This window comes from Zobellia roscoffensis, assembly GCF_015330165.1.
GTDB classification, from domain to species: domain Bacteria; phylum Bacteroidota; class Bacteroidia; order Flavobacteriales; family Flavobacteriaceae; genus Zobellia; species Zobellia roscoffensis.
This window is the reverse complement of record NZ_JADDXT010000002.1, coordinates 3963207-3988815: the sequence shown is the minus strand read 5'-3', so window position 1 is coordinate 3988815 and position 25609 is coordinate 3963207. Positions and strand designations below refer to the sequence as shown.

Below are 25609 nucleotides of genomic sequence, written 5' to 3'. Positions count from 1 at the left end.
TTACTTAATTCAATTTTTTATACACCTCAATATTCTGAAAAACAGTGTCATTACGACTGTACGTATTTACCTGTTTGTAACTGTTGGTACTACGTTCTATTGGAATGATGTAGGTGTTCACATCACTCTGCATGGATTTGGACATGGATGTCAAGGTTTCGGTAATCGTATCGTTTTTGAAGGTGTACGTGCCGTACCCATGCCATTCTGAACCGTCCGGAGCTGGGTTTGTATTCCAGATAACATGCCCCTCTAAGTAAATCTTATGCTGTACTTTGGAGGTGTCTGTAATCAGCGTATCTCCATTAGCAAGATTATAGAAATGGCTTAACTTCCACACACCATCTAGGGGAGTTGCATTTTTCGCTTCTGCTGTGGAGCTTGTTGAACCACAAGAGGATAAAACTAGTAGTAAAAGACTGAAATTGGCAAAAATGAGGTTTCTTAGACTAATTTTCATATTCATTGTTTTGGGTTATAACGATTATACATTTCTGCCCATTTTGAAACGGTAAAAGGAGAGAAAAGCGTTTATTTCTTTTTCAATCAATTCTAGCGCAAACCCATGTTGCTTCAGCAACAGGTTCATTCTGAGCAAATGCAATACCTGTTTGCTTAATTATCCTATTGCTTACTCTAACATTTTGAATTACATATTTAATTTCCTCTCCATAGGTTACACCTTTCATAAAATTCACATCTGTCATACTCACTAAACCAAAAAAACCATCTGCGAGTCCGGCTTTCTTTAAACCTGCACCTCCACATTGCGCCATAGATTCAACTAAAATCATTCCGGGTATAAAATCATAATCAGGAAAACTTCCTGTTAACATTGTATCCTCATTTATAAAAACTTTTTAGCCCGATTACCTCTTTCTCGTTCGCAGTTAAAATTTTATCTACAAACAAAAAAGGAAATCAATCTATGTGGTATTAACTTTTCTATTTCAGTTTTAATTTTATTAATACTTTAAAATATGCAAAAGTTAATATTACTCAATTTGAATTTCTATTTAACGGCATATTTTACAACTATACTCTTCTCTATAACACTTGGATTAAATGAGTACGATGTAGAAGAGCCAATACTAGAACGAGAATATGCAAAATTCTCGATAAAGCTTGAGATAAAACTAAAGTCTGATTTAGACTCTGAAATTTCAACGATTTCCCCAACTTTCATATGATTTAACTCTGCTATGAGCTCAGCTCTTTCCTTCGCTCTTTTCATTAATTTAATATAGATTTCCTTCGTTTTGGCTTCTGTATCCCTGTCTTCATAATCAATATTGGAAATGTAAAAATTAACGCCTTCTTTTTTCATTCTAGTCTTGAAAAGTTCCTTTTCCAAAGAGTCCTCAACTTTTACAGTATATATCTTTTTGTCTGTTGATTCAAGTGTAATATTAGCATCTGGATTTCCACTTAGCGAGAATTCATAACTATACTCTTTTAACAAATTCACTATTTTACTTTCAGATGCTCTAAGTTTTTCCGCATATTCACTTGCCCCATTTGGATTGTCGTAATCATAGTTAAATTTACTATCACTTAAGACTTCAAATTCGTAAGATATTGGTTTTAACGCTATTGTGTCTTTAACCATAACCTCTATAAATTTTTCTTGGGCTGATGAGTTACATAAATTACCTAAGATTAAAACCAATAGTAATACTAAGCTATTTTTCATTTGGTTTAGATTAATATTTTGTTTGTAATACTTGTGAATTTACAACCTTTAACAAAATATAACCTACAAAAACATGTAAGATTTAGAAAGTTATATTAAAAGTAATTTTATATAAAAATTGCAGCAAAAACATAAGCTTCTGCTGCATCTATTTTCAACCCGGTAGAGTAGTAACTTCTTTGTGATGTTTTACATCATAAAGAAGAATTGTTTACATTACCCCGGCCACAGCCTCCTTTTCACTTACCAGATCTAGAATAAATTCATCAATCTGTGGTTTAGTTACATTTGGCATACAAATAATATGAGTGGCTTCATCTGTGGCCAATTGCCATTTGTTCTTTATGGATTTAGCTACTTTAGGAAACACTACCGTAATACTACCAGGATTCGTCCAAGCTTTAACTCCGATTTTAATTAATTCCTGTTTACAATATTCGGCTGTTTCCAAACTATGACGGTAGCGTTCTTCCAACCCTTTTACACCCATTTTCTTTATAGCATACCATAAAAAAAGTGGACTATGACCGTTTCTAGAGCCTGTAATTGTTGTATCTAACGAACCTATATACGAAATGCCCCTTGCAATTCTATCCCTTAATGAACGCTTGGCGATGATAACTCCAGAAGGAAAAGGAGACCCAATAAATTTATGTCCACTTATGGAAATACTATCGGCGCCATCTTGAAAGTCAAAAGGAATCCTAGGTTCAATAAAAGGGCCATATGAACCCGCTAAAGCAGCATCACAATGAATGTAGTGATTTTGAATAGCAAGCTTTTTTATAATCCGCTTTACCCTAGAAACATCATCCTTCGCCTCGGTCATGGTAGTACCAAAAGTTGTAAGAATAATTGCGGGTTTATCCCTGTTGAGTTGCAACGTATTTTCAAGGTCTTCATAATCTAGTTCCCCATTCTCTTGCGCTCTAATAGTAATACTTTGCATATTCAACAAATGAATATTCTTTCTTACGCTATAATGGGTAGATTCCGAGAAATACACCATTGCTTTTGGATGCGATTCCCGTGCTAAATACAAACCATATAGGTTACTTTCAGAACCTCCGTTGGTTACGTAGCCCCAATAATCGGTTGGGTCGGCTCTAAATAGTTCCGCAAAGAAATCCACCACTTCTCTTTCCATCTCATGTGTTTGAACCTTATAGGTGTTATCCTCATAAGGGTCTCCCACATTATTTATAGGGTGTTTAAAAAATTCGTACAATCGGGAATAATCAAAGTCCTTCGCTACTGGATAACCTAAAACTCTATTTTTTTCTTCGATCAGTTTGGTTAGCAGTTCATCTACCTGTTGCTCATCATTCATATACGTTGATTTTATACTGTAAAATTACAAATAGTAAAACCAAATACTGTAAATTTTTCAAATACAGAATAATAAACTATTATATTTGTTATGAAAGTGTTTTTATTCTTTTTGAAAGGATAAATAGTTGAACCGTAGAAAAATAATCTAATATGGATGCGATCGATCACAAGATACTCATGCAGCTTCAAGCGAATGCAAAACAAAATACCAAAGAAATAGCGGGTAAAGTCGGACTTAGTGTAACGCCTACCTATGAGAGAATTAAAAAACTTGAGCAACAAGATATTATCAAATCTTATGTTGCCTTGCTTGATAGAAATAAAATCGGAAAAAAACTTATTGCTTATTGTCAGGTTACTTTAGTGCAGCAGCAGAAGAAATTAGCGGACAGCTTTAAAAGTGAAATGCGTTTATTACCCGAAGTAATGGAGTGCCACGAGGTCTCAGGAAACTTTGATTATTTACTTAAAATTGCTGTGGACGATATCGCAGGGTTTCATCTGTTCATCAACCAAAAACTATCCATAATAGACGGAATTTCCACCATACACACTTCCTTTGTTCTAGACTCGGTAAAGGATAGTACGGCCTATAGTTTATAATTATGCCGCCATTTCTTTCAAAGCCTTTACAAACGTATCTAGTTCATCCGTTGTTGTAAATACGTTGGGCGTAATTCTACATCCGTTTACATTGGCATACTTAACAGCGACGGTAAAAATCTGATAATCGTCCAACAATTTCTTTGCTAAGTCGGCAGGTTCCATTCCCTCAATACCCACATTGGCAATACCACAAGCTCTATAGGATTCTTTGGGAGTGTTCAATAAAATCCCGGGTAAGTTTCGAACTTTGCTGGTCCAGTATTCCTGAAGATAGCGCATACGTGCTTCCTTTTTTGCTCCACCTAATAAATTATAATAATCTATGGCATTTTCAATGGTCAAATCATGGTATACCGGTATTGTTCCCGTATGGTTCAATCTAGAAATATCACCCGGTTCTCTCTTTGCTTCTGCAAAAATGGGCCAAAGCGTATCTATATGTTCATCGGCGACATACAATAAACCGGTACCTAAAGGCACTGCCAACCACTTATGGAGGCTTGAACCGTAGTAATCACATTCTAAATCCGTAATATCAAATTCAAAATGACCAATACAATGAGCTCCATCTACCAAGACCTGCACGCCCTTTTCATGAGCCATCTGACATATTTTTTTGACGGGTAAGATATGGCCTGTAATATTGATCATGTGGCTTACCATCAGCAATTTGGTATTTGGGGTTATAGCTTTCTCGTAAACGGCGACAATTTCCTCATCTGATTTTGGGTGATTAGGTACTGAAACTTCTTTATTTATAACACCATAACGTTTTGCCACCTGCTCGAACATGAGTTTCATGGCTCCATAATCTTGTAGGGCATACACCGCTTCATCGCCAGTTTTCCAATCCAGACCCATAATTACCATATCTAGCGATTCCGTTGCATTTCTGGTTATGATGATGTTCTTCGTTGTTGTGCCGATGAGTTTACCCAATTTCTCGGTCATACGGGCTTTATTTTCCCACTGTACGGTACGCATGTAATAAGACCCTTCGTAATTTATCTTATCTATATTTTTGTGAAGCGCTTCTAGTGTTGGTGTTGGAATGATATTGTAATACCCACTTTCTAGGTTAATATAATCTGGTTTAAGTTTATAATCCTCACGTACTTTCAACCAAAAATCTTCATCTGTAGTTAGTTTATGTATAGGGGTTTGTGCAACAACTTCTGCCGAATTTGCCAAAGCACTGCCGTAGAATGGTGCGCCCAAAGCGGCCATTGATACATTTTTGAGGAAATCACGTTTTTTCATAAGGTCGGTTTTACAAAAATCAAATTAGTTAGAAAAGGCTAGATTGCAATACTTGAATAAAATCAACCCAGACCTTACTAAATATAGGACTTTGCGATGGGTTCCAATAAATGGATTAAAGAGAATTGTATTTTGTGTTTTCTAGAGGGTAGGATTTTTAGAATAATGAAATTTAGAGGGTATTCTTTTTTGTCATATGTAGTGCATAGAATGGCATTACAAGATGATAGTACAAAGTTTTCATTCTTGTAATAGCCACAAAAAAGCTAGGATTACCATTTTCAGGCTTCCCTCTTATCTAAAAAACAGCGTGATGTAGACGTATTGCCTATTCTTATACGGCCTGTTGCCCTATAATGGTCAAAAATTCATCCCTATATGCTTTATCTGCAAAGCAACCGCCATATTCTAAAGTTGTAGTGAAGCTGTTCTTGTCTTTAATACCTCTTGAGGAAACACATAAATGTTTTGCACATACGGATACGATAACATCTTCTGTATCCAACACCTTTTGCAAATCATTGCGTATTTGTAGAACCAATCTTTCCTGTACTTGCGGACGATGCGCGTAATAATCTACCAAACGGTTAATTTTGGACAACCCGATTACTTTGTCCTTTGGAATATAACCCACATGAGCATGCCCAACTATGGGTAAAAAGTGATGCTCACAGGCAGAATCGATAGTAATATTCTGCTCTACCAGCATTTTTTTATAGCCATATTTATTGTTGAAAGTAGAAAGCTTGGGCCTATTGGCTGGGTCTAAACCATAAAACAACTCTTTTATGTACATTTTTGCAACGCGATATGGGGTGCCGGATAAACTATCATCCGTTAAATCCAAGCCCATTTCTTTCATTATCATTCCAAAATGATGCTGAATGTTCTTGATTTTTTCGTCATCAGATTTATCAAAGGCATCTGCACGTAAAGGAGTTTCCGTATTTGCAGAAAAATGGTTGTCTCCCAATATTTCAATCTGCTCGTTATTCTTGTTATTCATGTGCACAGCATTGGTTGTTAGTAGTACAGTTACAGTACTTCTTATTATAAAGGTGAAACCCTATCAAAGCTATTGTTGGAATATAGATAGTTGCTTCAGGTATGGGCAAAAGCTCCATTTTTTCGTTCATGATAATCACGAACAATCCGCCATAACTTAACCACAAGGCTGGTTTTATCCAGTTGATAGTTGTAGTTTGTGTGGAACGGTAGACCGCTAGGAACGATATGGCAAGAAAAAGAAAATCAAGAAATTTCCACCATGAAGGCATAGTAAGGTGATTTACTACCAAGCCGCTTTGGGCAACAAATAAAAACGGAGTGGCAACGCAATGTACCAGACACAAAGAACTTGCTAATGCACCTAAAGCGTCCGGTTTTTTTGTAATATCGATCATGTATGTATTATTAATGCAACTGTGTTGCAAATGTAAAACACAAAATTTGTTGTTGCAACTATGTTGCGTTATATTTGTACTATGGGAATTGTTAGAAGGACAAAATCGGTTGATGCTATATTGGAAGAATTCAAAATGAACTCAGGTGCTATTTCGGTGGTGAGCTTGGTGGACCAACTGAGTTCTCGCTTTAATAAAACCACTGTGTATAGGGTTTTGGATAGGCTGGAGGAAGATGGTATTTTACATTCTTTTCTTGGAAAAACAGGAATTAAATGGTACGCTAAGTGTTCTGGTTGCTCGGCTTCCGAACACCATGATGTACACCCTCATTTTCAATGCCTTAGCTGTGGAAAAGTGGATTGCCTAACCGTAAATGTTCGTATTCCCAGTATTCCCAATCGTAAAGTGGAAGCTTCCCAAATATTGCTGCAAGGGCAATGTGAGGCTTGCCTGGTGTAGTTTGGTATAATGACCCTGCCCCCTACTCCTTTACCATTTCACTTGATTTAAACTCAACACTTCGCTTTTCTAAATATTTCCAGATTTCCGTTGTATTTGCTGTTTCCGATAATGAAGTGAAATCGTTTTGCGACATACAATAGGTTAGAAATCCATCAACATTTGCTTCGGGGATATCAAAACTTTCGGCTAGGGTTTTCTTTGAGAATTTAGTAATGACCTCTCTTTCCACGTCCATAATTTCATCACGAAGGACCATATCCTCAAAGGATTTGGTTCTACCGGATAATTGGTTCATTATTTTATGAGTGTTTATTGTTAAAGCAATAACATAAAAATTGACGTATTTACCCCTATCAGCCTCCAAAAGCAATCGCTCACTTTGGCTCATAACATCCAAATCTGCGTTGGGCAGTGCTAATGAACCTGAAGTAACTACAGGTTCAAGTCCTAACCGGTCTAAGTCACGGTCTATTTCCCCTGTCAGGTTATACGGGGTAACCGTAACATCCTTTAAATTAATAACATTCTCTATAAGATCTATGGTAATTACATCCAAATTTAAGATGGGCTCGGTAATGCTAACGTCCTTAGTTAGGTATTGAACGGCAGTAAGTCTGAGTACATCCCCTACTTTAACCTCAATAGAAAATAGACCTAAGGAATCTGTAATTGTGGTTTCCTTTGAATTTAGGTTCATGACCAACACGTCCCTAACGTCATTGTCAACGTTTTGCACCTTTCCTTTTAATAATTTTGCACCATTTTGTCCAAAAGCAGAGTTTAGTCCTAAGAACAGACAGAAAAAGCAACCAATGCCGAAAAAAGTTTTGAAAACCACCCTTCTAGTTTTATCTAGAGGAAAATTATAAAACATTTTAGAACTGAGAATGAGCGTAGTAGGTAAAATATTGTTAAATAAAAACTCCGGCTTGAATCTATAGATAAAACAATGGCATTATCCAATCAACGCATTTCATAATTGAAGAAAATCAATATCAAATTTTATGGATGTTTACAAAATAGATAAGGGTAAATGATAATTCAATTTAAATAAAATCAAAACTTCTTTTCATAGCAATACTTTAATAAGTTAGTATGTAGAACAGACTTAAAATCAGCACTATTTGAAAGATCAAATCAGTATTTCGCAATTGCAGGAAAAGTTTCCAAACGGAAAAATAGAAACGTATGAAAAGGATCATACCATATGTTTCATCCATAAGAAAGTAACCACGTTTAGGTGGCTTTTAGAAGGTAGTATTGCCTATTATCTTTCTATGGAAAACCCTGATAAAGAAATATTGGTCTGTCAAACATCCGAACCATTTTCCACATTGGGATTAAATGGGTTCACGCTTCCAAAACGCTATGTGTACAAGGTATTGGTGGCTTCTGAAAAAGCGGTCTTTTTTGAAATTCCTTTTGAACAGATAGAAACCTATTTGCAGGAAGGTCATAAAAATATCCTTCTTAAAAACATAGGTTCAAAATTATATCACCTGTTGCATACAGCTTTATTAAAGCAATCGGAACTGTTAAATCCGGTGCGTTTTCAGCCTTTTGTGGAAGACCGTAAGTTTCAAATATCGCCCGTAGCGGAAAAAGAAGCCGTCATTTCCTTAATGAGGCGTTCGCCATTTCTGGATTATTTTGAGGAGAAACACCTATCCGCTATGGCCACCTTGGCCGAGCGCAGGGAATACGAGCCGGACGAAGTACTATATGTCCAAGATGGTTATAGTAATGGCTTATTTATTCTGATCGATGGCGAAGTATCCATAAAACGTATTGAAAATTCAATAGAAATTAAACAGCGTTCCATCAAAAACTCAGGTTTTGTATTCGGTTGGTCTTGTCTTCTGAAGCAAAAAGATAGCTGTTCTGCCATTACGCGTACCCGAACTTCGGCCTATTTTATTCATGACCATGACCTCATGAAGCTGTTCAAAAAAGATGATCAGTTCGAAGGTCAGTTTTTTCAGCGTTTAATATGGCTGATGGGCAACCAGCTGAACGCAGCATTCATAAGATATGTGGGCTTGCTTGGGAAGCATAATCTTCAGGCCGTTTTTCAGCTGATTAAAAATAATGAATCCCGCTTATCGGTTTCTTCTTCTTTGCACCAAGTGCCCCATTTGTTAAAATGCAATAACACCAAAGCTCTGGCTTATGGTACTTTGAACTCTTTGATAGAAAATGGCACTGCTTTGGAAAGACATATTGCCTCTTTGAGTTTGGAGTTGCTGACTGAAGACCAGAAAGAGAGCAATTTTATAAACGGATTGCAGGAAATCTATTCAAACGTAGCGGCAAGGGATACAACGGACCTAGATTTGAATCGGAAAATATGTGCCAGATTGACCAATAAGGTCTTTGAAAATGTACCGTATGTAATTGAAGGATGGGAAAACCTACCAGAAACGGCAGGTCATATTTTTACCTACAATCATTTAATTAATGATGCCCACTACACCTTAAACAACAGTTTTCAAATTACCTTGGATTCCCACTTTTTGAGTGCTAAAGTATTGTTCGAAAAATATGGGGAACCGGGTATTAGAACCGTTCGCATTGGCCGCGGTCAGGAATATGGTCATCAAAACTATTACAACAATTTAGGCCATATAAATGTATATACCAAAGACTCGGAGCTCACGTCATCCGAAAATGTAAAACAGGCCCGAAACATCTTTTATGAAGAAGCCTCCAAACACCTGAACAATAATTACAATATAATTATTAGTCCAGAAGGCACGTCTTACCGAACCGAAGAATCTCCCGGTCCTTTTAAAATGGGTGCTTTTAAATTGGCCGCCGAACAAGAAAAAGAACCGCTAATAGTACCCATAGTTCTTGTGAATTTTGATGACCGAATCGGTAGGTCCTTGTTTTACTGTAAGATCGGACAGCCGTTTTTATTAAGCGAAAAGGTGGCATCAAAAAGCAAGGACGATTTGCGTGCGTTTGTACAACAATACCAAGCGGAGTATACAATTGATGTTCAAAAGGCGAGAGAAAGAGCGGAAGAATTATTCCTATCTCCTGGTGGCAAGGTACTTAATGAAGAACCACCTGCCATGTGGGCCAATGAAATTAAAAGGCTTAAAAGAAGGGTTTCAAAACTGAAGACCCAAGAAAACCTGATTGCCATTTATGGAAGTTCTTCGGTACGTTTATGGGTACACATGCAGAAAGATTTACAGCCCTTTCATACTGTGAACCTTGGTTTTGGAGGCTCTACATTTGCCTGGTGCATTCATTATTTTGATGAAATTTTTGCCGAGGTAAATCCTTCTAAAATTGTGCTTTATGCAGGTGAGAACGACTTGAGCCAAGGTAGAACACCCCAAGAAGTACTGGCAGATTGCCACGAATTGGTGGGCATGGTCAAAGACAAATATCCAGATGTAGCACTGGCCTTTATAAGTTTAAAGCCCAGCGTGGAACGGGAACAGATGATTCCGTTGATTATAGAGACCAATTTGCTGTTGTCTAAATATGTGATTTCCGAGTTAAACGCGCAGTTTATAAATGTATTTAGCCATATGATCAGTAGTGACAACCGGCCCATACCGGAACTCTATCTCTCGGACGGCTTGCACTTAAATAAAGAAGGCTATACCATTTGGAGCAGCGTTATTAAAAATGCGCTGGAGTCAGTAGCGCTGTTGGAGGTTGAGAAGTGAGGTTGTGTATTGAAGGCAAGGCCGTCTTGTCCATTTTTGTAAAAACCGGACTTCACAAGCTGCAAAGTGGGTTTCTATGTCCTGCGAGAACAATGGTTTGTTCTGGTGCTTAAAAAAAATCCCGCCCTAAAAAGCGGTTATCTGAGTCGTTATTTTAATGATTATGGGGTTGTGCAACGGTTACCAATGTTCTAAAACGTGTTTTATTCATTATTTAAATCAGTCCATAATTTATATGCTCCGAGAAAAAGTCCAAAGGGAATACATATTCCAAACAGTCCAACATATTCTTTTTCAGAAATGGCTTTTGTAATGAAAAAGTAAACTATTGTGAATGAGCATATTATTCCAAAAACAGCAAAAATCTTTAACATTCCTGTTCCCATAATTTTATTAAAACTATTGTTCATTCGAGTTGAGTCCTTTGAAAGACTTGAAAAAAACCAATAGAGCATATGAAATCCAACATTAATTGATATAAGAGCAAAAATCCGTTCTTTAAAATCAATGTCAGTTATAAAAATGACAAGAAGAATACTGAAAATAAGGTTTGCATATCCGAATATTTGATAGTATTTTTTTATGTCTGTTTGATTGAAAATTTCCATTCAGATTTCGTTTGACAAATGTTTTACGTCAATGAGACTATGGCAAGAAGGCTGGCAAGGAAACCTTTCGTTCCTGTCTTAGCACGAAGCTAAAGCTTATTGTTTAGTTTTATTTCTTCTTGTCCAGAGCTAAATCCATAAGATTTAGCGACACAATAAATATACGCAGACCTTTCTGTTTAGCCCTAAAGTCCGAATTGGGTTTAGGTTTAGTTAACTCATAGTGCTATCCCAGCTCTCTTAGACCAAGCACTAACCCATTAATTATCATATGCAATAAAATAGAATATGTTAATCCCAATCGAATTCGAACATAGCCGAAACTAATACCAAATATAAAAAAGGGCAGCAAAATTAGAGGTAAAAAAATTACGTCATAAATATCTAAGTCTAAGTTGAAGATATGCATGAATGCAAATAAAGTTGCACTTGAATAAAATATAATATTTGGTCTCTGATTCCATCTTTTTTTTAAATTAACAAATGCGTCACGTTTGTAGTTCAATAAAATGAAAACAATACAACTTAAAACTAAAATGTAGAAGATTCCGATTAAAAAAAATGCAAAATTCGTAGAAGGCCACCATAGACTATCAACAAGTAAAAAAGAAATTAGCAGTCCGCTAAATACCGAAAACGAAATTTTAAAATTTCTTACATTAAAATTAGTTAATGGTAGTCTAAATGAAATCTCCTCTAAGATTGGATAAATGATAACAGATAGTAAGAGAAAATATGGTTTATAACTGCTTTGCTGAACTATGGAATCATAAATCTTAATTGATTTCATCTCAACTGGTTTAAACACTTCAAAGTGTACCAGAATTGTTTCCGGGATTGTAACAATAAATATTCCTACGTAAGACAATAGAAAGACCTTAAATAAAATAATTAATTTGCGAGATAGGGTTACTTCAATATTTTTCTCATATCTAGGGTTTCGTAAAAAATTGAAATAGTCTTTTCTTACAGATTTTTTTTCCATACAAGGTGTTTTCTTTCATCAAGGTTAAAGCGTATTGTTTAGTTTTATTTTTTATTGTCCAAAGCTAAATCCATAAGATTTAGCGACACAATAAATGTACTCAGAGCTTTCGGTTCTGCCCTGAAGTCGCCATTACGTTTAGCATCTGTGTTGGCATGCGTTATTTTTTTTCGTTCTTCTTGCGTAATTTTTCCGCCCAAAACAACATAATATCGGTATGAATATCTGGCGGATTTATCTCGTTGTACTTGGACGCAATATTGTATGCATTTGAACCAATTTGTAAACTAACAGCGGTACCATCAGTAAAATATATATTTATACCTTCTCCCGCATGTACATCTTTATGGAATTTAGTTTCTCCAAATTCAATGCTTTCAATTGTTTTTCCTTTCATTTTTAAAGCTTCCTCTAACTTAAATTCAGGCCTTGGTGGTTTGTCAAATTTTGGAAATATTGACAAAGACTCTAGTCTTTGTAAGCATGATTCTGAATCCAAATCAAAAACTATTTCAAATAGATTTTTTAATTCTTTTAAAGCACTAAATATATCTTCTAAATCAGAATTAAATGTTTCAAATGCAGCATAAGGAGTTATGCCTTTGGAAGGGATACCATGAATGGGCATTCTCTTTCTATTTATTTTGTGGAATGGCGTATATATTTTGGATTGTAGATTACTAGGAATTATTTCTTTAAAACTGTTTAAACGTTTTCCCTCATCTTTCAGAGTAATGTTTTGTTCTTTTGCAATTTTAATTAGGCAGTTCTTTTCCATTCCATCGATAACCAGTCTATAAAGTTCTAATATTGATTTCGTGTATTCTTCACTATTTTCAGCAGCTGGATAGTTTACTAACCTATATTCATCTTGCTTAAATAATTTGTGGTTCAGTTTAGTTTCGGTAATTGAATTAATAAGTTTTAATTCTCGTTGAATTCCAATTTTTGGACCATCCATTACATCCCAAGAACCATCCAAATATCGTTTTGTCCATCTCTCAAATCCTTTGTTTACTTTATGAAACGATGGGTTTTTAATATAAAAAGCAATCCATTTTGCGTGGTCTTTCTCAGAAATTTTATCTTTAAAAGAAGGCATGAATGCTGCAATACAAACGAAATTATTTTCTAATTTTCTAAATGCAAATTTGAATTCAATATATGGATGTTCTTCACTTAAATTTTCCTCCCAATTATCTGAAATGCGAATTTCTCCACCCATATCATCTTCAATTAAATGATAAGCATGGGAATTTGCTCGATAGTAATTTAATACGGCTCTGTCGAAATATTGAAAGTATTTTTCATGTTCCATATTTTGTCATAATGCATGCCAACAATCATATAACGCAACAAGTTGCTTTATATCTCTTTTATATGACCTGTAAGATACACCTATTAACAAAATCTACCTTACAGAAATCTGTAAGGTTTTTAACAAAACCTTCAACAATAACACTTTAAAAATAATATCGGAAAATTAACAAAGTCTTTGATCGTATTGTTGGTTAACTTTCTTTGAAATAGGTTATTTTTCACCTCACAAACCCTAACTAGCAATTCCATGAAAACACCCAATGCCCTATTTATAGTAGTCTTTACCATTGTTCTTACCTCCTGTTCATCCACTAAAAAAACGGTAGACAATAAACTCTACGGCACTCTTTGGGAGCTGGAATACCTTTCCGGGCCCCGTATTGCTTTTCAGGGGCTGTACCCAGACCGTAAGCCGCAGATTACATTTGTAGAAGAAACGGGTCGTGCTCAGGGTACCAACAGTTGTAATGGCTACTCCGCCCCATTTAGCATTAATGGGAACAAACTTTCTTTTGGTGAACCTGGACCTACTACACTGATGTTCTGTGGCCAAGGGGAATCGTTCTTTGTAAATACCATGAAGAAAATAACGGGCTATACGATAGATGAGAACGGGAAATTGAATCTTTTTATGGATGACGTTCCTATGATGCGTTTTAAGGTAAAGGACAATAGTACTGCAGTTAAAACACCGGAAGACACCTCCTTATTAAATACGGGTTGCTATGCATCTGATGATAGCAAAAGCAGTATTGAATTTGATATCACTTCTGTAAAAGCGAACAAAATAAAGGGAATGTTGAGTTATAATTTATATGAAAAGGATGCTAATAAAGGTAGTTTTCTGGGTACTTTGAATGGAGATAAATTAATTGGAAAATATACGTTTTCCTCCGAGGGAACCGAAAGTGTTCGTGAAGTAGCTTTCCAAGTAAAAGGCACTAGTTTGGTGGAAGGTTATGGCTCTGTTAACGAAACGGGAACCAAGTTTAAAGACCCAAATAAAATATCGTATACATCTGCCATGCCCTTAACATTGGGTAGCTGTAAGTAGTAAAGCCTTGGTATGAAAATATATTTTTAAAGCATTTTTCTAGTGGTAGCCTCTTCTTCTTTGTAAACCTTTTTTACTATTTCGTACAAATCGGGAATTACCGTTTTGGCTATAGGTGAATTGTTGTTCAGTAATACGCAAATACCTAAATCTGCTTCCGGATACACAGCAATCTCGTTTCTGTAATTGTTCACACTTCCGCCGTGATGCCAAATGGTTTTTTCATAAGTCGCATCTCCTTCGGTGAACTTGTGTATTCTCCAACCAAAACCATAATAAGATCTTGTATGACCTGGCCATCGCTGATAGTACTTACTATGACCGGAAATCTCAATAAAAGGATTAAACGCCTCGCCAATGGCGGAACTCTTCATTATTTCTGGGTTGTGCCCTAGTAGAAAACGCATCCAACGGCCCATATCATGGGCATTAGAACTGATGCCACCTGCTGCAATGGCATTGTAATAATTGTCTCTTATATGTGCTGCTCTCCAACCGTTTCTAATTCTAACGTGAGGCATGGCAATATTCAACTCGTGGGTTAAAGTCTCAAAATTTGTAGTGGTGGTACACATTTCCAACGGCTTAAAAAAACGATCGTCCAAAAGGGTATTAATCTTTTTTCCGGTAGCTTTTTTCATCATTTCGCCGCAAAGCGCGAACATCGCATTTTGATAGCTATACATAATTCCCGGCTTACTAATGGGCATCACCTCTTTAAAACGTTTGGCAATATCGTTTAAAGGAAGGCCTGCTTCTACCAAGTTAGTATAACTGTGGTACGGTGTCCCGGAAGTATGCGAAAGAATATTGGCCAGGGTTACGTTTTTGGTATTGGAACCATCGCCCAATTCAAACTCCGGAAGATAATCACTTACCCGGTCCGTCCAGTTTATTTTTCCTTCGTCCTTAATATTTGCTGCTAACATACCAGCAAAACCTTTAGATAATGAACCTAACCTAAAAACAGTTTCGCCATTTACAGTACTACTCTCAACACTATTTTTTCTTCCAAAACCTTCAGAAATCATAATAGAATCTCCTTTTACAATGCTTACCCCTGCCCCAACAACATCTCCATTGGCGATTGCTTTCTTAAAATAAGCGTTCAGCGCAATTTGTAAATCCTTTTGACGGGATTCATAAAGATGACTGTCTTTTGTGTTCCTTGGTGCTTTATCCGCAGTAGTAACTGCGGTTTCTGCTTTTTGGACTTTAGTTTCTGATTCTGAACGAAATACCCGGGACGTAAGCGCTGATAGCGTGAAAACAATGAGCGCAGAAGCAATTAAAATTTTATATTTCTGCATTGGTGAAAGGGACTTTGGTTGTTTGAGATAAACGAAAATAAGCTGAATTGCTTAAATAACGGTTGAAATACACTTTTTCTTATGTTTTTCAGTCACTTTTTAAGTAGTTTTTAACATTATCTAATAAACCCGACTATTTTTAACGGGTATTGCATAAATCCATCAAAAAATTCCATAAAGATGAGCGTACATTTATCTTCGCACTAAATTTTCCCTGAATTAGATACATGAGTTTAAAAGAACAAAGCCTTTCACTTAAAGAAGCCCAAAAACTGGTATTGCTATCGCAGCGCTTACCCTCTACAAAAAGGATAGGTTCTGCCCAAAATGCCACACTCTCCGCAATAGAACACTTGGGGTATATTCAGATAGATACTATTTCGGTAATTGAGCGGGCACACCATCACACCCTGTACAACCGCAATCCTAACTATAAGGCCGACCATCTGTCAGCCTTAGTTGCGGATAAAAAAGTGTTTGAATATTGGTCTCATGCCGCCGCCTTTTTACCTATGACTGAATATCGCTTTAGTCTTCCTCGTAAAACTGCCATTGCTTCCGGAAAACAAAAACATTGGTTTAAAAGGGATGAGAAGCTCATGAAAGCAGTTGTTGAACGTATAAAACACGAAGGCCCTTTAATGGCAAAGGACTTTGATAAAAAGGGGAAGAAACATGGAGAATGGAAAACGGCACCGACAAAACAAGCGTTAGAAAATCTGTTTATGCAGGGCGATTTAATGATTACCAAACGTATCAATTTTCATAAGGTATACGACCTTACCGAACGGGTTTTGCCTAGTGATATCAATACAGTCATGCCTACGGAAGATGAATATGGCCGGTTTATGGTTAAGAAATATTTACAAACAAACGGACTAGGAACACTCCCAGAAATAACCTATTTGCTAAAAAACGTAAAACCATTGGTTACGAACGCTTTGGATACCATGCTGAATACTGGCGAAATAGAACTGGTAAACGTTTCAAACACTGCATATTACGTACTTCCCGAAGCACTAGAACTCCTAAACCAACCTTTGGCCAGAAAGAAACTTAAAATTTTATCTCCTTTTGATAATCTCCTCATTCAAAGAAAAAGAATGACGGACCTCTTTAATTTTGATTATACCCTGGAGTGCTATGTACCCCAACACAAAAGAAAACATGGCTATTTTACCTTACCTATTTTATGGGACGGTAAATTAGTAGCCCGAATGGATAGCAAGGCCGATAGAAAAGAAAAGGTATTGCACATTCACCAACTAACCCTAGAACCGAGTTTAAGAAAAACCGAAGCCTTTGCAGATGCTCTAGGCAAGGAATTACAATCGTTTATGGAGTTCAATGTTTGTAACAGTATTCAATTACACCGTACAATCCCATCATCTTTCAAATTTGAATTTGAGCATCGATTTCTAAATTAATGGTTCGGTGAAATTAAAAACGTTTCTACCTATAACTTTCTTTGTATCTTAATAGGCAAAACCTGTAAAAATAGGTGGAAAAACATATTTTTGCGCCTATTTAATGCTGAAAACAAGCTGAAAGGTGATTGAAGTTCAAAACATAAAATTCAATAACGAAACAAGACCAGAATCCGGCTTTGAACTTATAGACTTAGAAGAGCTTTTTAGGCGTGATATTGAGCAAGACATTACCCTGTCTCACAAGGTAGAGTTTTACCAAATTTTATTTATTACGGAAGGTAGTTCAAAACACAGCATTGATTTTACCGATTACCCGTATACCAAAAGCACTCTTTTTACGATACGAAAAGACCAAATTCATAAGTTTTATAAGAATCCAGATACAAAAGGTTTTCTTTTACTTTTTACCGAAGATTTTCTCGCAAGTCTGTTAAGTCAAAAAGAAGTGGTTCGTTCGCATGAGCTTTTTAATCAATTTTTAACCTCTCCAAAACTAACAATCAATGACGAAGACTTTGATGGTATTTACTCGGTCGTAAAATATATAGAGTTAGAATATACCAAGAATTATGATGAGTTCTCAGGTGGTATTATTAGAAATGCACTTCATATTTTGGTGTATAAATTGTTTCGCATTAAGCTAAAGCAAGGCACACACTTTTCCCAACACAAATATGTAGGCGACTTTATACAGTTTCAGCAATTGATAGAAAAACGTTGTTTTGAGACCAAAAAAACACTGGATTATGCCCAACTCATGGGTTGTACACCCAAAACGCTAAACAATGTTTGCCAAACTATCATTGGAAAATCTGCCAAAACAATCATAGATGAGATTCTAGTTACACAGATTAAGCGTTTATTGATCAACACTTCCTTGTCCATCACAGAAATAGCATACACCTCTGGCTTTGATGAACCTACTAATATGTATAAATATTTTAAAAAACATACAGAAGTTACTCCTGAAGCTTTTAGACAAAGGCACATCTAGAAACTTTCCCTTTTTTACAGTATAACTTCATTTTTCTATAGTCTTTGACTTAGGTATCCGCAATACTTTTGTGTTATATAATTTAATTAATTTTTTTTAAAAAATATAGCATATGAAAATTGCAATAACCGGAGCCACCGGACAATTAGGAAGGCTCGTAATCAACAAACTAAAAGGGAGAACAGCAAAAGCTAACATTGTAGCTTTAGCAAGAACCCCTGAAAAAGCAAATGATTTAGGGGTAGAAGTACGTGCGTTCGATTATGGGAATAGCGAACAAATGGTACAGTCCCTGACAGGTATTGATAAATTACTTTTAATATCGGGAAGTGAATTAGGACAACGTATAAAACAGCATACCAACATTATTGGTGCCGCTAAAAAAGCGGGCGTAAAATCAATTGTCTATACCAGTCTTTTAAAAATTGAAAGTTCTACTTTGGTATTGGTGCCTGAACATTTAGGCACAGAGAAAGTTTTAGCCGAATCCGGCATTCCTTTTACGTTATTAAGAAACGGATGGTATACTGAAAACTATACGGGTTCCATACAAGATGCCATAAAAATGGGTGCTGTCTATGGTAGCTCTGGTGACGGTAAAATTTCATCCGCTTCACGTGAAGATTTTGCAGAAGCTGCTGCAATTGTATTGACTTCTATAAATCAAGAGGGCAAAATTTACGAGTTGGCAGGTGATGAATCTTTTACTATGAGCGACTACGCTAAAGAGATTTCAAAACAAACTGGAAAAGATATTTCTTATGTGAATCTTCCTGAAAAAGATTATGCCCATGCGTTAGAAGATGCTGGAGTTCCTTCTCCAATTGCTGGGTTTTTAGCAAGTTCTCACATATCTACAGAAAAAGGAGATTTGTTTGATGATAATCATCAACTATCAAAATTATTGGGTAGACCCACTACCCCATTATCAAAAACTATAGTTGAAGCTTTAGGTTAAATAAATCTATTTATAGGTACAGAAGGTTGTTTTTTGTTTCAAACAAAAGACAACCTTTTTTTGTTCAGATCGAAATCAACGATTCACGTTCGTAGAACGTTTGTATTAAATTATTTAATCATTTTGGTTATCCATTAAAACAGACCAAAATACAAATGTTTAACCTTCGTTTTTATATTTTCCCTTTTTTACAGTGTTTTGACCTTTTTTAATAGGTACTGACCTATGTGTTCCATTTACTTTTGCTTCATTAATTAACAAAGAAAAAACAATGAGAAATACATTTTTATTTACAGTAGTAATTTCGGCTTTGAGCCTAACATCATGTAACGGTCAAGATGATGATGCTTCAACCAAAGAAATTTCCAATCAGGAAAAAGTTGTGGCATTGCTTAAATCTATTGAAACCGGAAATCAAGAACCTGCGGCTTATATTAATGCTAATAAATACATTCAACACAATTTAGATGTTGCAGATGGATTAGCTGGTTTTGGAGCAACGTTACAGGCTTTGCCCGCAAATTCGGCAAAAGTAAATACAGTACGCGCCTTTACAGATGGTGATTTTATCTTTACTCATACGGATTACAATTTTTTTGGACTAAAAATAGGTTTTGATATTTTTAGATTTGAAGATGGATTAATTGTAGAACATTGGGATAACCTACAAGTAACACCCGAAGAAGCCAACCCAAGTGGACACACCATGATAGATGGTACCGTAGAAATTACAGATTTAGGTAAAACTGAAGAAAATAAGGAAATAGTTACCTCCTTTGTTACTGATATTTTGGTAAATGGAGACATGAGTAAATTGACTACTTATTTTGACGGTGATAACTATATTCAGCATAACCCAAATATACCAGATCAAGTTTCTGGTTTAGGTGCGGCTCTAGAAGCAATGGCAGCACAAGGCATTTATATGACTTATGATAAAGTTCATATGGTTATTGGCCAAGGTAATTTTGTGCTAACCGTTAGTGAAGGTCATTTAGGAGAAGATTACAATGCGTTTTATGATCTGTTTAGAATAGAAAACGGAAAAATAGCAGAACATTGGGATGTACTGCAAAACATACCACCTAAAGCAGATTGGAAAAATGAAAACGGAAAATTCTAAATAAACTAGTAATAAATGAAGGCAGCTAACGGGCTGCCTTTATATTTAAAATTTAAAAGCGATTTTACTCTTCAAACAAAAACTCTCCCTTAGTTTCTGCAGCCTGTAATCCCCAATCAACAATTAGGTTTAGAATTGGAACCAATGTTTGTCCAAACTCCGTAAGGGTATATTCTACTTTTAAAGGTGGTTTTTTAGTAAACACTTTTCTGTTTACCATACCATCTGCTTCTAATTGTTTTAACTGTAAACTTAAAGTACGCTCCGTTATACCAGGAATTTCCTTTCTCAATTCGTTGTAGCGTTTTTTATCGCCTATTAAATGGGTTAGTATAACACTCTTCCATTTTCCACCTATCAATTCCATTGCTGCGCTCGTTGGGCAGAATGATATTTTATTATTGATTTTAATCTTTGGCTTTTTTTCAAACAGTTCTTTTCTGTCCATTTCTTAAATATTAAATATATGACAAAGATAATAAGCTTCAATAAAGTATGCAACTATACTTTTTATAGTAAAATATTTTGTGGTTAAATAATTGATATTCAGTTTATTGCAAATAATTTTATATACTATACTTCTTGACCGTTATTGACACGTACCAACTCTACATATACATTTGCACTATAATTTTGATAGTATTATAAATCAACAAGTTAAGAAATAGTAAAAATGAATCTAACAGAAATATTAAACAACCGCTACTCAGCAAAAGAATTTGATGCAACTAAGAAAATATCCGATGCAGATTTTCAACAAATAAAAGATGTATTACGTTTAAGTCCTTCTAGTGTAAACCTACAACCTTGGCATTTTTTAATAGCGGATACTCAAGAAGGTAAAGAGCGAATTGCAAAAGGGACACAAGGATTTTTCAAATTCAATACACCAAAAGTCTTAGATGCTTCTCACGTAATTGTTATCGCAGCTCGCACAGATGCAGACGATGATTATATGAATAGCATTTTGGAGCAAGAAGACCAAGATGGACGCTTTGCAGCACAGGAGTTTAAAAATCAAATGCACGGTGGTCGTATGCTATTTGCAAATATTCACCGCTACGACCTTAAAGATTTACCGCACTGGATGGAAAAGCAAGTGTATTTAAATATGGGTGCACTTTTATTGGGTGCAGCTGCCTTAGGTATTGATGCTTGCCCAATGGAAGGGGTAGACGTAAAAGCATTAGATGAAGAATTTAGCTTACGCGAAAAAGGCTTCACCGCTCTTGCAGTTGTGTCTTTAGGTTATAGAAAAGACAGTGACTTTAATGCAAAATTACCGAAATCTAGATTTCCTGAAGAAACAGTTATCACACAGTTATAATCAAATTTAAAACTCTAGAAACTATGAAGAAGCTTTTAAAAATAATTGGAGGAATTATTGGAATATTAGTGATTGCTGTAGCGGTCATATACTTCTTCTTTCCAAAGGTTCTTGTAGACCAAACCAATGCAAGTTATGCTCGCGCTGCCGGTCTTGAGAAAAAAACGATTGAAATAAATGGCTACACTGTTCATTTCTATGAAAGTGAAGGGGAAGATGATAAGCCAGACTTTGTTCTTGTTCACGGTATGGGAGATGATAAAAGTAGTTTTTTACAAACGGCTAAATTTTTATCAGAAGATTATCATTTAATTCTACCCGATTTAGCTGGTCACGGTGAAAATGAAAGAAAAGAAGGACTTGATTATTCCATAGATGGTCAAGCAACATTTTTAAAATCTTTTTTAGAGGAATTGGACGTAAATCAATTTAACCTTGTTGGTAACTCAATGGGCGGACATACCGCTGCAGCATATGCCATTAAATATCCAAATGAACTTAATAACCTCATTTTACTAGATGCTGCGGGTATTAAAATAGATGACCACGTTGTGTATGGTGGTTTTGGTAAAGAAATTAAAAACAAAGAAGAATTGGATGCTGTGCTTTCACGCGTCTTTTATAAAGTGCCGGAACTACCAGGTCCAATAGCAGATTATATGATTGAAACGGTTAACAACAGTAAAGATTTTGTTGATGGCTCGTTAATTCCTGCAATTAAAAACGGAAAATATTTCAATCTTAAAGATGATGTGCAATCTATAAAAGCACCTACGTTAGTCTTGCAAGGTAGACACGATGAAGTGGTAAACTTTAATGTGGCAGAGTACTACAGAGACCATATCCCAAATGCGAAGTTAGTCGTTATTGAAAACGCTTCACATTCACCTCAATTAGAAGTGCCGGAAGAAGTCGCAAACAATATTAAAAACTTCATACAATAGACATGAAAAAAGGAACACTTTCAACAAGAGACCAGCATTTAGCAAAAGTTCAATTATACCGATGGTATCAATTATATGAACGTCCAATGAACGATCAGCGAATTAATAACCAGCTACAAATGTTGGACGAAAATGTTATGATGATCAATTCAACTGGAGAATTCAAAGGAACTAAAGGGTATCCAGAAAGATTGAATGTTTATGATGGTTGGCAAAATGCACATCATATTAATTCTATTGCAGTATCATTATTGGATGATAATACTATTGGTTTGGAAGCCGATTTACATTATCAAAATATTAAGCCTAATGGAGAAAAGCAAAGTTATGCACTGCATTACAATGATATTAGGTTAGAAAAAGTGATTGGTTCATTACCAAAATTTACGAGAGTAGAGATCGTACCTGTAGGAGTAACTGATGAGGATTTTGAAGATGCTTACCCAACTAACAGGACAAAGTCGTTAATGTATTTCTGGTTGGCTAATATGGAAAGTCTAGATGGAAATGTGACTCCGTTTAGAGAATTATTGGTTGATAATTTCAAGCTTCATTTTTCAACAGACAATGAACCGATTGTTGACATAGATCATCTTGAAAAATGGTTAAATGGCACACCAAAACAATTAAAAGAAAGCAGTCATTTTCCAGAGAACTTTACTGTAAAAGTAATTTCAGAAAACGAATATGAAGTTAACGTAGATTTTGTTTGGAAAGGTACAACAAAAGAGGACCAAAAATTAACCGCAACTACTTCACACCATTGGATTGTACAGGATAATCCAAATGACAGATTTGCAAAAATAAAAGAGGCTACAATCATTCAAAAAGTACCACTTACTCCATTAAAATAAAAGATACTTCAATTATAAAGAACATTATTATGAAAAGTACAATAGTAAAATTTACAGCAAAAGCAGAACACAAAGATACGTTTGTAACAACGCTTAAAGAAGCACAAGCGGCAACCCAAAAAGAGGCTGGTAATAAAGAGATTAGAGTATTTGTATCTAAAGCAGAAGACAATGTGTTTTTTGTTTACGAACGTTGGGCAGACAAAGCTGCTATTACATCTCACGATAACGAACCACATACCAAAAAGTTAATGGAAGTAGGACAGACCGCCTTACAGTCGGCTCCTGATTTCTACTTTTTAGGCGATACTAATCCGTTACCAGACCATTCTAAATCTGCAAATCCTGAAGATGAAGTATTTATAATTTTCTTCATTTTTAAACTAAGAACTGAATTTAGAGAAACACTTCTTGAACAGTTTGAAGATCACATTATCCACACAAGAAAAGAGGAAGAAGGCAACATCCTTTTTGATTTATATACAGTAGATAATCAAGAAGATACCCTAGCAGTTTACGAGCATTGGAGAAAAGAATCTGATGTTTGGGATATTCACTTTAATCAACCTTATGCAGTAAAAACAGGCAAACTAATGGAAGAAGCTGTCATTGGTGATTTAAAGCAGTATATGAATTTCGTTACAGAAATTTAAAAGATACCCAACTTTATTAAAAACAAAGATTATGAAAAAGCAATTTATTTTACTATTCACTTTAGTTTTAGCTTACTCCAGTATTGCGCAAAACACAAAAGAAGACAACTATCAAACAGGCGTAAAAATTGTTAACGAGGTTAATGGTGAAGGAGCTTCAAAGGGATTAGAAGCGGCTTTTAAAAGTGTCTCTCCAGATATGGCAGATTATATTATTCGCTATGGTTTTGGAGAAATTTATAATAGAAAAGGCATAGATTTTGAAACCAAAGAATTATTAATAATTGCTAGTCTTACTACACAAGCTAATGCAAAATCGCAATTAAAATCACATATAAAGGCTGCCTTAAATTTAGGTGCTACGCCAAATGAGATTTCAGAAACTATGATTTTATTAAGCTTGTATACGGGCTTTCCTGCTGCAAATAATGGCATTTTTACTTTAAAGGAAGTTTTAGAAGAAACAAACTATACAGCATCTAATCACATAAATACAACACAACAATTAGTTAAAAACTGGGAGTTAGATGGCTTTTCTATGCCTGAGTCTATTGTGGCATCACCAACAGAGAATTGGTTGTATGTTTCTAATGTAAATCAAAATAGCAAAGGGTATATAAGTAGAATTTCAAAGGACGGAAAAGTTGAAAATTACAAATGGGTAACTGGTTTAAATTCGCCTGCAGGCTTGGCATTATATCAAGACAAATTATACGTTGGCGATGGTAAGGAGCTTCATATTATCAATGTTAAAAATGGTAAAGTTGTAAATAGCATTACTTCTCCAGATGTTGTGTCATTAAATGATGTCGTGGTTTCTAAAAACGGAAAGGTTTTTATTTCTGATATAGCAAGTGGTAAGATTTTCACATTAGTAAATAACAAATTAGAGGTTTGGTTTCAATCACCAGAAATTAAGCATCCAAACGGACTTTATATTCAAAATGAAGACTTAGTTATTGCAAATTTTGGTGAAGAATTGACTTTAGAAATTTCACCAGATAAGTTTGGCAGTCTATATAAAGTTAACCTAAAAGATAAAACGATAACACGGTTTAAAAGCAGTTATCAACTAGGAGCTATAGACGGTTTAACTGCTGTTAATGATGGTTTTTTAGTAACAGGAGGTACGGTTAGTGACTTGTTTTTTATAAATGAGAATACGCGACAATTAATTGGAAACTTCCCGAAAGGTTTAGCAGATATTACTATAGAAAACAATGTGTTATTTACTCCGGTTCTTTTTAGTAATTCAATAGCATCTTACACACTTCCACCTACTATTAGTAAAGCTATACCTGTAGATGAAAATTGGAAAAGAATAAACACAAAAGAAGAATACTTAAAGATAGCTGCCGATAATTTTTATGGTGACAAAGACGGGCAATCTGTTGCTACTCACGACGGACAAATATTTGGAGTTTTTGGAGGTAAAGTATTGACAGGTACTTGGGATTGGAAAAATAATTTCTTCACCAGAACAAGCAAAATCGGAGATATGGATTTAGGGTATGATGAACTTGTAATTGAAGTTACAGGAGCCAAAATGCGCTTAACACTTAAGCAAGGCAAGGGAATGACCGTTGTCTACAATAAAAAATAAT

The 25609-nt window shown here is 35.4% G+C and carries 26 protein-coding genes; 13 read left to right on the top strand and 13 right to left on the bottom strand.

All coding sequences use genetic code 11. The annotated features are described in order from the left end of the window. Positions 1-4: 4 nt before the first annotated feature. From IWC72_RS16075 to IWC72_RS16060, 4 genes are all read right to left on the bottom strand, one after another. Positions 5-460: a hypothetical protein gene (locus IWC72_RS16075; protein ID WP_194530455.1), complete on the bottom strand. Its 456-nt coding sequence runs from the start codon at positions 458-460 to the stop codon at positions 5-7. Between the two features lie 82 nt (positions 461-542). Further along, positions 543-836, bottom strand: coding sequence for a 3-hydroxyacyl-ACP dehydratase FabZ family protein (locus tag IWC72_RS16070; protein WP_226979600.1), 294 nt, complete (start codon positions 834-836; stop codon positions 543-545). A 176-nt stretch (positions 837-1012) separates the two neighbouring features. Continuing rightward, the gene (locus IWC72_RS16065; protein WP_194530454.1) at positions 1013-1693 is read right to left on the bottom strand and encodes an SIMPL domain-containing protein; all 681 of its coding nucleotides are present in this window, start codon (positions 1691-1693) and stop codon (positions 1013-1015) included. 211 nt (positions 1694-1904) lie between these two features. Continuing rightward, positions 1905-3023 carry a histidine decarboxylase gene (locus IWC72_RS16060; RefSeq protein ID WP_194530453.1) on the bottom strand — a complete coding sequence of 373 codons (1119 nt, stop codon included), beginning with the start codon at positions 3021-3023 and terminating at the stop codon, positions 1905-1907. Positions 3024-3175: 152 nt separating this feature from the next. Between IWC72_RS16060 and IWC72_RS16055 the strand changes: the two genes are divergently transcribed. Further along, positions 3176-3628 carry an Lrp/AsnC family transcriptional regulator gene (locus tag IWC72_RS16055; RefSeq protein ID WP_194530452.1) on the top strand — a complete coding sequence of 151 codons (453 nt, stop codon included), beginning with the start codon at positions 3176-3178 and terminating at the stop codon, positions 3626-3628. Here IWC72_RS16055 and IWC72_RS16050 read toward each other — a convergent pair whose 3' ends face one another. From IWC72_RS16050 to IWC72_RS16040, 3 genes are all read right to left on the bottom strand, one after another. Beyond that, entirely contained in the window at positions 3629-4891 is a 1263-nt protein-coding gene (locus IWC72_RS16050) for an aminotransferase class V-fold PLP-dependent enzyme (protein ID WP_194530451.1), read from the bottom strand. It lies immediately after the preceding gene. A gap of 334 nt (positions 4892-5225) precedes the next feature. Continuing rightward, positions 5226-5897 (bottom strand): GTP cyclohydrolase I FolE, encoded by a 672-nt coding sequence (gene folE / locus IWC72_RS16045; RefSeq protein ID WP_194530450.1) that lies wholly within the window; start codon positions 5895-5897, stop codon positions 5226-5228. Further along, the gene (locus tag IWC72_RS16040; protein ID WP_194530449.1) at positions 5890-6294 is read right to left on the bottom strand and encodes a MerC domain-containing protein; all 405 of its coding nucleotides are present in this window, start codon (positions 6292-6294) and stop codon (positions 5890-5892) included. Before IWC72_RS16040 ends, folE begins: the two co-directional genes overlap by 8 nt. A gap of 81 nt (positions 6295-6375) precedes the next feature. Between IWC72_RS16040 and IWC72_RS16035 the strand changes: the two genes are divergently transcribed. Continuing rightward, entirely contained in the window at positions 6376-6756 is a 381-nt protein-coding gene (locus IWC72_RS16035; protein ID WP_194530448.1) for a Fur family transcriptional regulator, read from the top strand. A gap of 22 nt (positions 6757-6778) precedes the next feature. Here the strand turns inward: IWC72_RS16035 and IWC72_RS16030 are convergent, their stop codons facing one another. Then, positions 6779-7597, bottom strand: coding sequence for a hypothetical protein (locus IWC72_RS16030; protein ID WP_194530447.1), 819 nt, complete (start codon positions 7595-7597; stop codon positions 6779-6781). Positions 7598-7883: 286 nt separating this feature from the next. Between IWC72_RS16030 and IWC72_RS16025 the strand changes: the two genes are divergently transcribed. Then, a complete protein-coding gene (locus IWC72_RS16025; RefSeq protein WP_194530446.1) occupies positions 7884-10445 on the top strand; it encodes a cyclic nucleotide-binding domain-containing protein in 2562 nt (853 codons plus the stop codon). A gap of 203 nt (positions 10446-10648) precedes the next feature. Here IWC72_RS16025 and IWC72_RS16020 read toward each other — a convergent pair whose 3' ends face one another. The 3 genes from IWC72_RS16020 to IWC72_RS16010 all read right to left on the bottom strand — a co-directional run bounded on the left by IWC72_RS16020 (position 10649) and on the right by IWC72_RS16010 (position 13356). Then, positions 10649-11053 (bottom strand): hypothetical protein, encoded by a 405-nt coding sequence (locus IWC72_RS16020; RefSeq protein ID WP_194530445.1) that lies wholly within the window; start codon positions 11051-11053, stop codon positions 10649-10651. A gap of 226 nt (positions 11054-11279) precedes the next feature. Further along, entirely contained in the window at positions 11280-11843 is a 564-nt protein-coding gene (locus IWC72_RS20475; protein WP_226979726.1) for a CPBP family glutamic-type intramembrane protease, read from the bottom strand. 355 nt (positions 11844-12198) lie between these two features. Then, entirely contained in the window at positions 12199-13356 is a 1158-nt protein-coding gene (locus IWC72_RS16010; RefSeq protein ID WP_194530443.1) for a hypothetical protein, read from the bottom strand. Positions 13357-13605: 249 nt separating this feature from the next. Between IWC72_RS16010 and IWC72_RS16005 the strand changes: the two genes are divergently transcribed. Next, entirely contained in the window at positions 13606-14412 is an 807-nt protein-coding gene (locus tag IWC72_RS16005) for an META domain-containing protein (protein WP_194530442.1), read from the top strand. Positions 14413-14438: 26 nt separating this feature from the next. On the opposite strand, the gene IWC72_RS16000 is transcribed toward IWC72_RS16005, so the two are convergent. Then, positions 14439-15722 carry a serine hydrolase domain-containing protein gene (locus IWC72_RS16000; protein WP_194527178.1) on the bottom strand — a complete coding sequence of 428 codons (1284 nt, stop codon included), beginning with the start codon at positions 15720-15722 and terminating at the stop codon, positions 14439-14441. Positions 15723-15949: 227 nt separating this feature from the next. Between IWC72_RS16000 and IWC72_RS15995 the strand changes: the two genes are divergently transcribed. The 4 genes from IWC72_RS15995 to IWC72_RS15980 all read left to right on the top strand — a co-directional run bounded on the left by IWC72_RS15995 (position 15950) and on the right by IWC72_RS15980 (position 20227). Further along, complete coding sequence (locus tag IWC72_RS15995) at positions 15950-17149, top strand: winged helix-turn-helix domain-containing protein (RefSeq protein WP_194530441.1); 1200 nt, start codon at positions 15950-15952, stop codon at positions 17147-17149. Between the two features lie 124 nt (positions 17150-17273). Next, positions 17274-18146 (top strand): AraC family transcriptional regulator, encoded by an 873-nt coding sequence (locus IWC72_RS15990; RefSeq protein ID WP_194530440.1) that lies wholly within the window; start codon positions 17274-17276, stop codon positions 18144-18146. Positions 18147-18258: 112 nt separating this feature from the next. Next, entirely contained in the window at positions 18259-19104 is an 846-nt protein-coding gene (locus IWC72_RS15985) for an SDR family oxidoreductase (protein ID WP_194530439.1), read from the top strand. 271 nt (positions 19105-19375) lie between these two features. Then, positions 19376-20227, top strand: a complete 852-nt coding sequence (locus IWC72_RS15980) for a nuclear transport factor 2 family protein (RefSeq protein WP_194530438.1) — start codon at positions 19376-19378, stop codon at positions 20225-20227. A 64-nt stretch (positions 20228-20291) separates the two neighbouring features. Here IWC72_RS15980 and IWC72_RS15975 read toward each other — a convergent pair whose 3' ends face one another. Beyond that, positions 20292-20675 (bottom strand): winged helix-turn-helix transcriptional regulator, encoded by a 384-nt coding sequence (locus IWC72_RS15975; RefSeq protein WP_194527174.1) that lies wholly within the window; start codon positions 20673-20675, stop codon positions 20292-20294. Positions 20676-20900: 225 nt separating this feature from the next. Here IWC72_RS15975 and nfsB point away from each other — a divergent pair, with 225 nt between their 5' ends. From nfsB to IWC72_RS15950, 5 genes are read left to right on the top strand one after another with little or no spacing between them, the layout of a single operon-like run. Beyond that, positions 20901-21554: an oxygen-insensitive NAD(P)H nitroreductase gene (nfsB, locus tag IWC72_RS15970; RefSeq protein ID WP_194530437.1), complete on the top strand. Its 654-nt coding sequence runs from the start codon at positions 20901-20903 to the stop codon at positions 21552-21554. 23 nt (positions 21555-21577) lie between these two features. Continuing rightward, positions 21578-22498: an alpha/beta fold hydrolase gene (locus tag IWC72_RS15965; protein ID WP_194530436.1), complete on the top strand. Its 921-nt coding sequence runs from the start codon at positions 21578-21580 to the stop codon at positions 22496-22498. A gap of 2 nt (positions 22499-22500) precedes the next feature. After that, complete coding sequence (locus IWC72_RS15960; protein WP_194530435.1) at positions 22501-23352, top strand: hypothetical protein; 852 nt, start codon at positions 22501-22503, stop codon at positions 23350-23352. A 29-nt stretch (positions 23353-23381) separates the two neighbouring features. Further along, the gene (locus IWC72_RS15955) at positions 23382-24005 is read left to right on the top strand and encodes a putative quinol monooxygenase (RefSeq protein ID WP_194530434.1); all 624 of its coding nucleotides are present in this window, start codon (positions 23382-23384) and stop codon (positions 24003-24005) included. A gap of 31 nt (positions 24006-24036) precedes the next feature. After that, positions 24037-25608, top strand: coding sequence for a carboxymuconolactone decarboxylase family protein (locus tag IWC72_RS15950; protein ID WP_194530433.1), 1572 nt, complete (start codon positions 24037-24039; stop codon positions 25606-25608). Position 25609: the final 1 nt, after the last annotated feature.

Excerpts from the sequence above, each read along its gene's own strand:
- folE (WP_194530450.1), bottom strand. The coding sequence starts at position 5,897 with ATGAATAACAAGAATAACGAGCAGATTGAAATATTGGGAGACAACCAT.
- IWC72_RS16075 (WP_194530455.1), bottom strand. The coding sequence starts at position 460 with ATGAAAATTAGTCTAAGAAACCTCATTTTTGCCAATTTCAGTCTTTTA.
- IWC72_RS15985 (WP_194530439.1), top strand. The coding sequence starts at position 18,259 with ATGAAAATTGCAATAACCGGAGCCACCGGACAATTAGGAAGGCTCGTA.
- IWC72_RS20475 (WP_226979726.1), bottom strand. The coding sequence starts at position 11,843 with ATGAAATCAATTAAGATTTATGATTCCATAGTTCAGCAAAGCAGTTAT.
- IWC72_RS16055 (WP_194530452.1), top strand. The coding sequence starts at position 3,176 with ATGGATGCGATCGATCACAAGATACTCATGCAGCTTCAAGCGAATGCA.
- IWC72_RS16035 (WP_194530448.1), top strand. The coding sequence starts at position 6,376 with ATGGGAATTGTTAGAAGGACAAAATCGGTTGATGCTATATTGGAAGAA.
- IWC72_RS16060 (WP_194530453.1), bottom strand. The coding sequence starts at position 3,023 with ATGAATGATGAGCAACAGGTAGATGAACTGCTAACCAAACTGATCGAA.
- IWC72_RS16050 (WP_194530451.1), bottom strand. The coding sequence starts at position 4,891 with ATGAAAAAACGTGATTTCCTCAAAAATGTATCAATGGCCGCTTTGGGC.
- IWC72_RS16065 (WP_194530454.1), bottom strand. The coding sequence starts at position 1,693 with ATGAAAAATAGCTTAGTATTACTATTGGTTTTAATCTTAGGTAATTTA.
- IWC72_RS16070 (WP_226979600.1), bottom strand. The coding sequence starts at position 836 with ATGTTAACAGGAAGTTTTCCTGATTATGATTTTATACCCGGAATGATT.
- IWC72_RS16000 (WP_194527178.1), bottom strand. The coding sequence starts at position 15,722 with ATGCAGAAATATAAAATTTTAATTGCTTCTGCGCTCATTGTTTTCACG.
- nfsB (WP_194530437.1), top strand. The coding sequence starts at position 20,901 with ATGAATCTAACAGAAATATTAAACAACCGCTACTCAGCAAAAGAATTT.
- IWC72_RS16010 (WP_194530443.1), bottom strand. The coding sequence starts at position 13,356 with ATGGAACATGAAAAATACTTTCAATATTTCGACAGAGCCGTATTAAAT.
- IWC72_RS15965 (WP_194530436.1), top strand. The coding sequence starts at position 21,578 with ATGAAGAAGCTTTTAAAAATAATTGGAGGAATTATTGGAATATTAGTG.
- IWC72_RS16005 (WP_194530442.1), top strand. The coding sequence starts at position 13,606 with ATGAAAACACCCAATGCCCTATTTATAGTAGTCTTTACCATTGTTCTT.
- IWC72_RS16040 (WP_194530449.1), bottom strand. The coding sequence starts at position 6,294 with ATGATCGATATTACAAAAAAACCGGACGCTTTAGGTGCATTAGCAAGT.
- IWC72_RS15980 (WP_194530438.1), top strand. The coding sequence starts at position 19,376 with ATGAGAAATACATTTTTATTTACAGTAGTAATTTCGGCTTTGAGCCTA.
- IWC72_RS15950 (WP_194530433.1), top strand. The coding sequence starts at position 24,037 with ATGAAAAAGCAATTTATTTTACTATTCACTTTAGTTTTAGCTTACTCC.
- IWC72_RS15975 (WP_194527174.1), bottom strand. The coding sequence starts at position 20,675 with ATGGACAGAAAAGAACTGTTTGAAAAAAAGCCAAAGATTAAAATCAAT.
- IWC72_RS15960 (WP_194530435.1), top strand. The coding sequence starts at position 22,501 with ATGAAAAAAGGAACACTTTCAACAAGAGACCAGCATTTAGCAAAAGTT.
- IWC72_RS16020 (WP_194530445.1), bottom strand. The coding sequence starts at position 11,053 with ATGGAAATTTTCAATCAAACAGACATAAAAAAATACTATCAAATATTC.
- IWC72_RS15995 (WP_194530441.1), top strand. The coding sequence starts at position 15,950 with ATGAGTTTAAAAGAACAAAGCCTTTCACTTAAAGAAGCCCAAAAACTG.
- IWC72_RS15955 (WP_194530434.1), top strand. The coding sequence starts at position 23,382 with ATGAAAAGTACAATAGTAAAATTTACAGCAAAAGCAGAACACAAAGAT.